Below are 12,598 nucleotides of genomic sequence, written 5' to 3'. Positions count from 1 at the left end.
ATAAAATTTTAAACCATTAAGAAAATTTAGAATTTAAGATTCATTAAGTAAAATCACTGGATTTTTGAAACATAGCTTAAAGCGAATCTAAAAGCTTAATCATCTTAATACCTTAAAAAATCTTAATGGTTAAAATACTTTCATTATGAAGAAATTAGCATTATTACTACTTTCTGTTTTCACAATAGGTTTCATTCAGGCACAAACCAAAAAATCTAAAAATATGAAAAAGAAAATTTTATTTGTCGTTACCAGCCATGACAAAAAAGGTAGTACCGGAGAAGAAACAGGATATTACCTGGGAGAAGTGTCGCATCCTTGGGAAGTTCTCCACAAAGCAGGTTATGAAATCGATTTTGTAAGTCCAAAAGGCGGAACTCCTCCTGTTGACGGATTTGATTTGAAAGATCCAGTAAACAAAGAATTCTGGGAAAACAAAGAATACAAAAATAAAATAGACTATTCGTTGAAGCCGTCTCAGGTAAATCCAAATGAGTACTCCACCATATTTTATGCAGGAGGTCACGGTGCAATGTGGGATTTTGCAGATAATACAGAACTCTCTAGCATTGCATCAAAAATCTACGAAAACGGAGGAATTGTAGCCGGAGTTTGTCACGGACCTGCAGGTTTGGTCAATATCAAACTGAACAACGGTAAATATTTGGTTGATGGTAAAAAAATCAATGCTTTTACCAATGAAGAAGAGTCTGAAGTAAAATTAACGAACGTGGTTCCTTTCCTTTTAGAAGATAAATTAAAAGAGAGAGGAGCAAAATTTGAAAAATCAGGACTTTGGCAGAATCACGTTGTAAGCGATCAAAGAGTGATTACAGGACAGAATCCTCAATCTGCAAAAAGTGTAGGGGAAGCTATTTTAAAAGAATTAAACAAATAAATTTTTAAAGTTTTTATTAAATCGATTGAAATTTCAACTATCATTTTTGTCATTCTGAATATAGACTGAAGGTCTACGAACGTAGTTCAGAAGTGGAATGAAGAATCTCTAATAAAGCAGACTAGATTCTTCCTTCGTCAGAATGACAAAATGGAGGATATTTTTTCAATCATTTTAAAGTTAAAAACGTTACATAAAATTAAGATAAGAAAATGGAATATAGAAAATTAGGAAATACAGATTTAGAACTTTCAGTGATTACGCACGGAGCGTTTGCTATCGGTGGAAATATGTGGGGTGGAAATGAAAAACAAGATTCCATCAACTCTATTCACGCTTCTTTAGATCATGGAGTAACCTCCATTGACACCGCTCCTTTTTACGGTTTTGGATTAAGTGAGGAAATGATTGGAGAAGCCATTAAAGGAAAAGACCGTTCAAAAATTCAGTTGTTGACAAAATTCGGATTGGTTTGGGACGGAAGTAATAATGGGAAAGGTGAGTTTTTCTTTGATGCAGAGGAAAATGGCAAAAAAATCCCTGTGTATAAATTCGCTTCAAAAGAAAATATTATAAAAGAAGTTGAGGAAAGTTTAAAAAGACTGGGAACAGATTACATCGATCTTTTACAGCTTCACTGGCCGGATTCTACAACACCGATCAGCGAAACAATGGAAGCTATGGAAATATTGATTCAGCAAGGAAAAATAAGAACAGCAGGAGTAAGTAATTATCCTGTTGAGCAAATGGAAGAGGCAAATAAAACCTTAGCATTAGCAAGTAATCAAGTGTCGTACAGTATGCTGAACCGTAGCATTGAAAATGATCTGGTTCCTTATTCTTTAGAAAACAATTCAGGAATTATCGTTTATAGCCCGATGGAAAGAGGTCTTTTAACGGGAAAATATTTCAAAGAAACTCAATTAAAAGAAAACGACCACAGAAACGGATATTTTTCTCAATTTGATTTAGATAAAGTAAAAAACTTCTTAGAAAAGATGGAACCGATTGCTAAAGAAAAAGGTGCAACACTTTCTCAGCTCGTATTACTTTGGACAACTTTACAACCTGCAATTACAGTAGTTTTAGCCGGAGCAAGAAATGCTCAGCAAGCCGTTGAAAATGCAAAAGCAATGTCTTTCGATCTATCTCAGGAAGAATTGAATTTCATTAGTACCGAGTTAGCTCAATTCTAATAAACAGCATACTGTCATTGCGAACAAAGTGAAGCAATCTCAAAACATCAAGAAATTGGTTCATCTCTTCGCTCCTTGTAATGAAACAAAAAGCGCTTTTCAGAAATCTGAAAAGCGCTTTTTTAGTAATAACTTAAATCATTTGGAATTATTTTGCAATCGGCATGTGTGTACTTATCGCAATTCTGTTCCATGAATTAATTGTGATAATAGCCATGATGATTTGTGCGATTTGATTTTCATCAAAAAGCTGTTTTGCTTTATAATACGTCTCTTCAGTTAATCCTTTTTGGCTGATCAATGTAATTTCTTCTGTCATAGCCAAAAGAACCTGCTCTTCTTCGGTATACAATTCCAACGCTTCTCTCCATGCATTCAAAAGATAGATTCTTTGAGGAGTTTCTCCATATTTCATAGCATCCTTTGTGTGCATATCCAGACAGAACGCACATCCATTGATTTGTGAAGCTCTGATTTTAATCAATTCTTTCTGAATATGATTTAAAGAAATCGTTTGAAGATATCCTTCCAATCCCATCATTGCTTTGTAAGCCGCAGCATCTACATTGGCAATATTAATTCTTGCACTCATAATGTTTTATATTTTTTTAGTTAAATTGTCTATAGTAAACGAATATTTTTCCTGAACTGCCAGTAAAAATGCACTTGCACTTCCAATCCAGACTGAATAATCCAAAGGAGCTTTAACTCCCAATGCCATAGTCATTGACAATGCAAAAGTCAACAATAAAAATCCGGTTCCGTAAGCAGCAATTTTGGTTTTAAAACCAATAATCAACAGCAAAGGAAAAAGAATTTCTAAAAAAGTTGCCGCATACGCTGAAAAAATCCCTAAATTTTCAGGAAGAAAAAAGGTAAACTGTTGGGTATATTTCTCAAAATTCGCCCAGTTTCCCCAAGCGGAATTTTCACCCCAAAACCCAAACCTGTCCGCCACTGCTGAAAGCATGGTTACTGAAATAGCGATTCTTAAAAATAACTGCGGAAATAGAACATTTTTGTTTGTCATGATATTGACTTTTAATTACATGACAAAGTTGCGGTTTATAAACGGTAAAAATCTTAAACTGGTTTAAGAACGTAATTTTGCTCTGATTTCACTTAAATATTCCGGAGTGAAACCTAAAAAAGAAGCAATTAAATATTGAGGAATCCTTTGGATAAACCATGGATATTGAGTACTGAAATTCACATACAACTCTTCTCTGGTCATTTCATATAAATACCGGATTCGTCTTTCCGAAGCCGCATAAGCCCGTTGATAAATCATTCTAAAGTAACGTTCCATTACAGGATGTTTTTTTAATAATGCTTCCTGAGTCTGAAGATCGATCATTAAAATCGTAGAACGTTCCACCGCCTGAATGCAGAAGTCGGATGTGATTTGTCTTTCATAGGCAAAAGTATCAGTAATCCACCAACTTTCAATGGCAAATTCTGTGGTCTGCTCTACTCCTTTTTCATTGATGAAGAATTTCCTGAGACAGCCTTTTCCCACAAAATACATCGATTTACAAACTTCACCACTCAACATCAGATTGTGCTTTTTCTTCACTTCCATCTCCTGAAAAAACGAAAGAATAGAAGTAAATTCCTCATCATTGATCCTGATAAATTTATCTAAATGTGCCTTGAAAGTTTCCATTATTGAAATTCTATAACCAAACTTAACTTTATTTTTTTAGTTTTACAATGACAAAAAACAGTAAATCATGGAAATCGTAGCTAAAATTTTAATTGCAGTTGTAGCCATCGAACACCTGTATATTCTTTGGATGGAAATGTTTGCCTGGGAAACCAAAGGAAAAGAAGTTTTTAAAAAAGCTTTACCTCCCGAAATGTTTAAACCCACCAAAGGTTTGGCAGCCAATCAAGGACTCTACAATGGTTTTTTAGCTGCAGGATTAATCTGGTCTTTCTTCATTGAAGATGCTAAATGGCAGACTAATATTGCCTTATTTTTCTTAGGATGTGTTGCAGTAGCAGGAATTTATGGTGCTATTTCTGCAACAAAGAAGATCTTTTTTGTTCAGGCTTTACCAGCAATTTTGGCGATTGTTGCTGTGCTTTTAAAATAATCAACACAAACTTTGTCATTCTGAAAGAATCTAAGCCAACTACTTATTACTTTAATATTCCTACGGAATGACAAACTTCATATTAAAAACTAAAGTTTAAAAACTTCCAACAGTTTCTCTTTCATTTCTTTGGGCTTGAACTGTCCCTCATGATATTCAATCAAATTCTGATCTTTATCCAAAATAATCCAGAGCGGATAAATAGGCTGATTTTTATTTTTTGATAAAGCCAAAGCCAGCTCATGAATTCCTGAATTTCCATTGGACAAGTACTCAAATTCTTTTCCCTGAAAACGAATTTTTTCTTTTGTTTTTTCCGCTTCAAAATTGATGAAGTAAAAATTTTCATTTATTAACTGAACCAGCTCTTTATTTTTATTTAATTCAAAAGACTCAATCTTACAAACCGAGCACCAGCTTGTATATAGATGAATAATAATTGGTTTCGGGCTTTCCTTCTGCTGAGCTTCTAAATCCGAAAAAGTGCCTGTTTTTATCTGCGAAAGACAAAAACAAGGCACAAACATTAAAAATAAAAATATCGTTACAATTTTCACTTTATATTTTTTAATCTTTATTATTTCATAAGCATTTTTTTAACGCAAAGTTTTAATTTTCTTTGATTTATAAAAGTGAGCAAAGATGAATCAACAAGTTGATTTGACTAAGTTATCTTCTAGCTTCGCGAAGCAAATTTATTTGCCTTTGCTTTCTAAAAAATATAGTTTTAAACATAATCTTTGTGTCAAAAAAATTATCCAATCCTATCTGTCGATCTTATTTCAAAGTATATTTCACCCCAAGAAACCCTCTTATTTTCTGCATTGGCGCATATCCGTAAGTTGTATCAAACGTATAATGATTCGGATTACTGATCGGATCATTCACATTTTTATCAAATGGATCAAATGGTCTCATCAATGGATCTTTCGGAGTAAAGTTGAACAGGTTTTTAACTCCACAATACATTTCAATTCCGGATTTAAAACTTTTCGAAACCTGAATATTAGCCAATGTATAAAACGGTGAATATTCTGCTCGGTAATCATTTGGTAAAACCGGTAATCTCATCGGTCCGTAAAATTGCCCTGTAAAATCTATCGTTACATTATTCTTGAATTTATAGGTTAAATTATATGTTCCACTCCATTTCGGAGCATGAAGTTGTTGCGATTTTTCATTTTCGTTATCAAACTTTTGATAGACATCCAAATAAGTTACTCCAACATTAACACTTAAAGGAAAATTAAAATTATAATCCAAATTCAAAGAAGCTCCTTTTGAAATCCCATAGCCATGAAGATTATCGTAAATAATTTTCTGAGGATCAGTATCAAAGTCACCTACAATCTTATTACTGAAATAGGTATAAAATGCGGAAGCATCCATATTGATCATACGTTCTCCGACAGGAATTTTCCAGACATAATTCAGATTTCCATTAACCGATTTTTCAGGTTTTAAGTTAGATTGAATAAACACCTCGCGAGAACCCGTCAACGCAGCATGATCTTCTGTAAATAAATTGACCACTCGGAAACCTGTCCCGAAGTTGAATCGTAAAGTATGATACGGATTCGGAGAAAACTTCCATGCAAAACGAGGCGAATGCACACTGTGATGGATTTTATCATAATCAAATCTGTAACCCAGCAACAATGTATTTTTTTCGTTAATTTCCCATTGATCCTGAATAAATGCACCAAAAATAGGAGACTTCATCGGTTCATTGATCAACCCATCTGCAGATAAAGTTCCGGGAGTGTTGTCATCATAAAACGTTTTTTTGAAAGTCGCCCCTAAAATCAAATCATGATTTCCCAATTTCTTATCCCAATACGTCTGTGCAAAAGCTACTTTCTGCCTTGCTGTAAATGGATTGGCTCCATAAAAAGAATTCTGATCATGAAAATTATAAGAAAGCTGAGTAACAATATTTTCTTTCAGCGGCCACTGATAAACACCAAACGCTTCTACTCTATTGGTATAGATACTTTCTCCATATACTTGATCACTTCCGCGATACGATCTATTCCATTGCATTTCTCCTCCGAAACGATCTTCATACAGATACCTCAACGCAAAACTTGCCTGTCGATTTTCTTTTCGTTTGAAATCCCATTTGTTAAAAACCGAAATTCTGTTTTGTAATGCTGCATCAGTGAAATTATCTTTATTCTCGTCAAACCTTTTGGTATAATTGAAATAATTTAAACTTAATAATGAGGCTACATTTTTACCCAAATTAAATTTCGTTGACAAATCCAGATTATTCTCGCTCCAACTTGTTGTCATTAGATCAACACTCAATTTTGGCGCAGTCAGAGCATTTTTTGTGATAATATTAATCACTCCTCCCATCGCTTCAGAACCGTAAAGTGACGAAGCCGGACCTTTTACCACTTCAATTCTGTCAATCAAACTATTTGGAATTCCGCTTAGTCCGTAAACAGTGGAAAGTGAACTTACAATCGGCATTCCGTCGATTAAAATCATAGTGTAAGGACCTTCCAAACCGTTGATATGGATATCTCCCGTATTACAAACTGAACAATTCAGCTGAGGTTTTACTCCGTTTACCATCGAAATAGCTTCAAAAATATTTGGAGTCGGGTTTTTCTGAAAAAATTTCTGACTATAAATTTCTACTGCAACCGGGCTTTTCGACTTGCTTATCGGTTTTATGGTTCCGGTAATTACTACATCATCAATTAGTTTAGTTTTAATTTCCTTTTTTGTTAAGGTTTTAAGTGAATCTGATTTTTTAGATGAATTGAATTGTAAACTATCTGCTTCTTGAGCAAAACAATAAGAAGAGAAAAAAAGTACAGAAAATAGTATTCGTTGCATGAAATTAAAATTGTTAGACAAAACTAACATTTATTTTTAGAATAACAAAACCTTAATGAAGATGTTCTATAATTCTATCTGAAATTAAAATTGAAAGCAAGCCTTGATATTATCATAGAAATTCATAATTTTATTGTATAAAAACTAACACTATGAGATGCATAATCAAACAAATAGCAATAATACTATTTCTTTTTACTATATTTTTTGCAAAAGCTCAGAAGCCCATTCCTGATGAACAGCAATACGCTGAATTTCTTTATGCAGAAGTCGGACTACCTAATACCGATGAACCCAAAATACTATTAATCAGCAGTTATATTTACAAATTGAAAAAAAACTTTGGAGAAGAAACAGCTAATATAATAAGACCTCACTTTAAGAAAAAAATTCAGCAAATTGAAAAAGATGGAGTTAACGGTAACCAAATTGTATTAAAGTCTAAAATAAAACAAGTTGATGCCGCTTTGTATAATGGGGAAATGTTAAACTATATAGCAGATCAGGAAATACAATTTAATAAAAATGTAAACTCTGCCACTGTTTTTGTACTCAATGCAAGACAAGCCATTCTTGATAAATATAAACAACTAGGATATATCATTTATCAGACAGATATTGCCAGCGATTTTACTCAGAGTGAATACTACGAATACATTCACAAAGTTGAAAAACTTCTGCCCTCATATATTGTAGAGTACAAAGCAGGAACATTGAGTAATAATATTACAAAAGCCAGCCCAAAACCAATCGAAAACAAGAACATTGTCAGCAATAAAGAAAATGAAGAAGTAAAAAAGTATAATGATAATGGAAAACTTTTAGCTACAGGTTACAAATCATCAGACGGAAAGGCAACAGGGCACTGGAAATTTTACTATGAAAGTGGAAAATTGAAAGAAGAAGGAAATTTTAAAGATGGAAAAGAAACTGGGGAATGCAAATTTTACTACGAAAACGGAACACTAAAAGCCATAGGTGGTTATAAAAACGGATTAAGAGATGGTGAATGGAAAACTTATTTTGAGAATGGAAATTTAGATCTGGTAACCAACCATAAAGACGGAAAACCTTTTGGTGAAAGTAAGACTTACTATCAAAATGGAAAATTAAGCGGCCTCGCAAATTATTCTATAGACGGAAAATATATTACCCAAAAGCTTTACTATGAAAACGGAAATTTAGAATCTGAAGGAAAATACAATATCAATACAAATGCTACCGTAATCATAACAAGCGGAAAAACGGTTCCAATAGGAGAATGGAAATATTACCATGAAAACGGAAAACTAAAAGCGATAGGTAGTTATGGTGGTATGAACAAAGATGATTTCATTGGTGAATGGAAAATGTATGACGAAAACGGAACTTTGAGAGAAGTTGGTTCAAGTTTTATCGCTGGAGTTCCAATGAAATCTCAAAAATATGACGAAAAAGGAAAACCTGTAAATTAAAAAAACAGCTTTAAGCTCAAGTAAAAACTTCTGAAAATTTCAGAAGTTTTTTTGTTTTTAATGATTCCTCAAAAATTATTAAATTTGAGACTACATATAAAAGTAAAATGAGATATCATCAGTCGGGAAATATCCCACAAAAAAGGCATACGATTTTTAAATCTCCGGAAGATAAATTTTATTACGAACAGCTTTTCGGAACAGAAGGTTTTCACGGGATTTCTTCATTATTATACCATATTCACCGTCCGACCCAAATAAAATCGATTGGTGAACCGAAAGATGTAACCCCGAAAATTGCCATTGATAAGAATGTAACTCCAAGAATGTTTAAAGGAATGAACGTAACTCCTGAAGACGATTTTATGGATAGCCGAAAGATTCTTTTGATGAACAACGACCTGAAAATGGGGTTGGCGAAGCCTAGAAAATCAATGGATTATTTCTACAAAAATGCTGAATGTGATGAGCTTTTATATGTTCATAACGGAAGCGGAGTATTGAAAACTTTCGTGGGAGATTTAGAATTTTTCGTGGGAGATTATTTAATTATTCCAAGAGGAACCATTTACCAGGTTGAATTACATTCTGATGATACGGTCTTCTTTGTATTGGAAAGTCACTCTCCGATTTATACTCCAAAGAGATACAGAAACGAATTCGGGCAATTGCTGGAACATTCTCCGTTCTGCGAAAGAGATATCATTGCTCCTACTTATGTTGAACCCAAAGACGAAAAAGGAGAATTTTTAATTAAAGTAAAAAAGGAAAACCAAATTACAGATTTTATCTACGCAACACATCCGTTCGATGTAGTAGGTTGGGATGGTTATTTTTATCCTTATAAATTCAATATTAAAAATTTCGAACCGATTACGGGTAGAATTCACCAACCACCACCGGTTCACCAAAACTTTGAAGGGCACAATTTCGTGGTTTGTTCGTTCTGTGCAAGAATGTACGATTATCATCCATTGGCAATTCCTGCTCCTTACAATCATTCAAACATAGATTCTGATGAAGTTTTATTCTATACGGAAGGTGACTTTATGAGCCGTAATCATATTGATTTAATGGACTTCACCCTTCACCCGGGAGGAATCGTTCACGGACCTCATCCAGGAGCAATGGAAAGAAGTATCGGTAAAAAATTCACTGAAGAATATGCTGTGATGGTTGATCCTTTCCGTCCGTTGAAAATTACGGAAGAAGCTTTAAAAGTGGAAGATCCTTCCTACAAAACTTCATGGTTGGAAGAAAATGATAAAACGATGGAAGATCGTTCTCAGGAATAATTTTTTAGGATACATATAAAAGGACTGAATGCAAAGCATTTGGTCCTTTTTTTTCAATATACAGAATGAAAACATGACAAAAATCTTTAAAAGAGATTGGAATATTGGGGTTCAATACATCAATATGAACTATCTTTATAAGATCAAACCATTTGCAAAACCTATAAAAAGAATTGTAAATATTATCTATAAAAAATTTCAATATGTATAATTATATTAGTGCAGAAGAAGCTATTTATACTATCAAAAGCGGAAACCGTGTTTTCTTTCACGGGAGCGCTTGCACCCCAAATTACTTAATTGACGAACTGGCAAGACAATCTAACCGATTAGACAACGTAGAAATGGTTTCCATTACTCAGCAGGGAAATGTGGAAATTGCCAAACCTGAATACAAGGATAAGTTCTTTATTAATTCATTGTTTGTTTCAACACCGGTTCGTGGTGCTGTAAATTCTGACCAGGGAGATTTTGTTCCTGTCTTTTTAAGTGAAATTCCGATTTTATTCAGAAAAAATATTTTACAGTTAGACGTGGCTTTAATTACTGTTTCTCCACCGGATAAGCATGGTTTTTGCACACTAGGAACTTCTGTCGATATTGCACGAGCTGCAGTGGATACAGCCAAAACAATTGTTGCCATTGTTAACCCATTAATGCCGAGAACTCATGGCGACGGAATGATTCACATCAGCAGAATTCATAAACTGGTTTGGCATGAAGAAGAGCTTCCTACCGTTGATTACGGAGCTAAAGTAGGACCTGAAGAAATGGAAGTCGGTAAAAATGTTGCAGCACTGATTGAAGACAAATCTACCCTGCAAATGGGAATAGGAACGATTCCTGATGCTGTTTTAAAATGCTTAGGTAATCACAAAGATCTGGGTGTTCATACCGAAATGCTGAGTGACGGAGTTATTGATTTAATTCAAAATGATGTTATCAACAATAAATATAAAGGTTACAACGACAATAAAACCATTACCAGTTTTTGCTTTGGAACAAGGAAATTGTACGATTATGTAGATGATAATACCGTTTTTGCGTTCAATGATGTAAGCAATGTCAATTTCCCAATCAACATCATGAGGAACAAGAAAATGGTTGCTATCAATTCGGCCATTGAAATTGATTTAACCGGACAAGTTTGTGCAGATTCTATCGGAACAATGCAATACAGCGGGATTGGCGGTCAGATGGATTTTATGAGAGGAGCTGCATTGAGTGAAGACGGAAAACCCATTATTGCCATCACTTCAAGAACGAAAAAAGGAATTTCCAGAATTGTTCCTTACTTAAAACAAGGAGCAGGTGTAGTTACCACAAGAGGGCATATTCATTGGGTAGTAACCGAATACGGAACAGCTTATTTGTATGGAAAAAACCTACGCCAAAGAGCCCAGGAACTGATCCGTATTGCGCACCCGGACGACAGGGAAATGTTGGAAAGAGCTGCTTTCGAAAGATTTAAGCATTAAAATCATATAAAAAAACTCTTCAAGCCACCTTTTTGGGGTGGCTTTTGTACTTTAATTATCTCCTGAATATTTTATTAAAACTTTAACTAACAGCTGTTTGTTTCAGTTTTAAATATTTCAGGGAATTTCGTAATTTGCAACCTATAAATTAAAAGTAAAAATAGAAAATATGTCAACACTTACATTTGCCGAAAAAATTGCTCAAGCAGAGAATTTTTTGCCAATTAATGGTACAGATTACATTGAGTTTTATGTAGGAAATGCAAAACAGGCTGCTCATTTTTATAAAACCGCTTTCGGTTTTCAGTCTGTAGCATACGCTGGTCCTGAAACAGGAGTAAGAGACCGCTCATCTTATGTTCTTCAACAGGGAAAAATCAGATTAATTTTGACAACTGGTCTTAAATCTGATTCACCAATCAATGAGCACGTAAAAAAACACGGTGATGGAGTGAAAGTTTTGGCACTTTGGGTAGACGACGCTTATGCAGCTTTTGAAGAAACTACAAAAAGAGGTGGAAAACCATATTTAGAGCCTGTAACTTTAACTGACGAGCACGGTGAGGTAAGAATGTCCGGAATTTATACTTACGGAGAAACTGTTCACATGTTTGTTGAAAGAAAAAATTATACAGGTCCTTTCATGCCTGGTTACGAAAAATGGGAAAGTGCTTACAACCCTGAAGATGCAGGATTATTGTATGTAGACCACTGTGTAGGAAACGTGGGTTGGGACAGAATGCTTCCAACGGTTGAGTGGTACGAAAAAGTAATGGGATTTGTGAACATCCTTTCTTTCGACGATAAACAAATCAACACAGAATATTCTGCTTTGATGTCTAAAGTAATGTCAAACGGAAACGGATTCGCTAAATTCCCTATCAACGAACCTGCAGAAGGTAAAAAGAAATCTCAGGTAGAAGAATATCTTGATTTCTACGAAGGTGAAGGTGTACAACACATTGCTGTTGCAACAAAAGACATTATTCACACTGTAACTGAATTGAAAAAACGTGGTGTAGAATTCCTTTCAGCTCCACCTGAAGCATACTACGACATGGTTCCTGAAAGAGTAGGTCACATTGATGAAGACCTTAAAAAACTTCAGGATCTAGGTATCCTTATTGACCACGACGAAGAAGGGTACTTATTACAGATCTTTACTAAACCTGTAGAAGACCGTCCTACTCTATTCTTTGAAATCATTGAAAGACATGGTGCTCAAAGTTTCGGTGCCGGTAACTTTAAAGCATTATTCGAAGCTTTAGAGAGAGAGCAGGAAAAAAGAGGAAATCTTTAATTTTAGATACAATATCAAGTTTTGTCAG

At 34.3% G+C, this 12,598-nt stretch carries 12 protein-coding genes; 7 read left to right on the top strand and 5 right to left on the bottom strand.

Features of this window, described 5'->3' with window-relative positions:
* Positions 1–145 precede the first annotated feature (145 nt).
* A complete protein-coding gene (locus LV842_RS07700) occupies positions 146–898 on the top strand; it encodes a type 1 glutamine amidotransferase domain-containing protein (RefSeq protein ID WP_233110872.1) in 753 nt (250 codons plus the stop codon).
* Between the two features lie 212 nt (positions 899–1,110).
* Entirely contained in the window at positions 1,111–2,094 is a 984-nt protein-coding gene (locus LV842_RS07695) for an aldo/keto reductase (protein WP_233110871.1), read from the top strand.
* 148 nt (positions 2,095–2,242) lie between these two features.
* On the opposite strand, the gene LV842_RS07690 is transcribed toward LV842_RS07695, so the two are convergent.
* The 3 genes from LV842_RS07690 to LV842_RS07680 form a co-directional block, all read right to left on the bottom strand.
* Positions 2,243–2,686: a carboxymuconolactone decarboxylase family protein gene (locus LV842_RS07690; protein WP_233110870.1), complete on the bottom strand. Its 444-nt coding sequence runs from the start codon at positions 2,684–2,686 to the stop codon at positions 2,243–2,245.
* Positions 2,687–2,692: 6 nt separating this feature from the next.
* Positions 2,693–3,124: a DoxX family protein gene (locus tag LV842_RS07685; protein WP_233110869.1), complete on the bottom strand. Its 432-nt coding sequence runs from the start codon at positions 3,122–3,124 to the stop codon at positions 2,693–2,695.
* A gap of 63 nt (positions 3,125–3,187) precedes the next feature.
* On the bottom strand, positions 3,188–3,760 hold the full coding sequence (locus LV842_RS07680; RefSeq protein WP_233110868.1) for a Crp/Fnr family transcriptional regulator: 573 nt from the start codon (positions 3,758–3,760) through the stop codon (positions 3,188–3,190).
* Positions 3,761–3,827: 67 nt separating this feature from the next.
* Here LV842_RS07680 and LV842_RS07675 point away from each other — a divergent pair, with 67 nt between their 5' ends.
* The gene (locus LV842_RS07675; protein ID WP_233110867.1) at positions 3,828–4,193 is read left to right on the top strand and encodes a DUF1304 domain-containing protein; all 366 of its coding nucleotides are present in this window, start codon (positions 3,828–3,830) and stop codon (positions 4,191–4,193) included.
* Between the two features lie 89 nt (positions 4,194–4,282).
* On the opposite strand, the gene LV842_RS07670 is transcribed toward LV842_RS07675, so the two are convergent.
* Together LV842_RS07670 and LV842_RS07665 are read right to left on the bottom strand one after the other, a co-directional pair.
* Entirely contained in the window at positions 4,283–4,750 is a 468-nt protein-coding gene (locus tag LV842_RS07670; RefSeq protein WP_233110866.1) for a thioredoxin family protein, read from the bottom strand.
* 220 nt (positions 4,751–4,970) lie between these two features.
* Complete coding sequence (locus tag LV842_RS07665; protein ID WP_233110865.1) at positions 4,971–7,043, bottom strand: TonB-dependent receptor plug domain-containing protein; 2,073 nt, start codon at positions 7,041–7,043, stop codon at positions 4,971–4,973.
* A 152-nt stretch (positions 7,044–7,195) separates the two neighbouring features.
* On the opposite strand from LV842_RS07665, the gene LV842_RS07660 reads away from it, so the two are divergent.
* The 4 genes from LV842_RS07660 to hppD all read left to right on the top strand — a co-directional run bounded on the left by LV842_RS07660 (position 7,196) and on the right by hppD (position 12,570).
* Entirely contained in the window at positions 7,196–8,497 is a 1,302-nt protein-coding gene (locus LV842_RS07660) for a toxin-antitoxin system YwqK family antitoxin (RefSeq protein WP_233110864.1), read from the top strand.
* 107 nt (positions 8,498–8,604) lie between these two features.
* On the top strand, positions 8,605–9,792 hold the full coding sequence (locus LV842_RS07655; protein WP_233110863.1) for a homogentisate 1,2-dioxygenase: 1,188 nt from the start codon (positions 8,605–8,607) through the stop codon (positions 9,790–9,792).
* 203 nt (positions 9,793–9,995) lie between these two features.
* Complete coding sequence (locus LV842_RS07650; RefSeq protein ID WP_233110862.1) at positions 9,996–11,270, top strand: acetyl-CoA hydrolase/transferase family protein; 1,275 nt, start codon at positions 9,996–9,998, stop codon at positions 11,268–11,270.
* A gap of 169 nt (positions 11,271–11,439) precedes the next feature.
* Positions 11,440–12,570 (top strand): 4-hydroxyphenylpyruvate dioxygenase, encoded by a 1,131-nt coding sequence (hppD, locus tag LV842_RS07645; protein ID WP_233110861.1) that lies wholly within the window; start codon positions 11,440–11,442, stop codon positions 12,568–12,570.
* Positions 12,571–12,598: the final 28 nt, after the last annotated feature.

This window comes from Chryseobacterium gwangjuense (assembly GCF_021311115.1).
In the GTDB taxonomy this organism is placed as follows: Bacteria; Bacteroidota; Bacteroidia; order Flavobacteriales; family Weeksellaceae; genus Chryseobacterium; species Chryseobacterium gwangjuense.
This window is presented reverse-complemented; position numbering and strand designations above follow the sequence as displayed.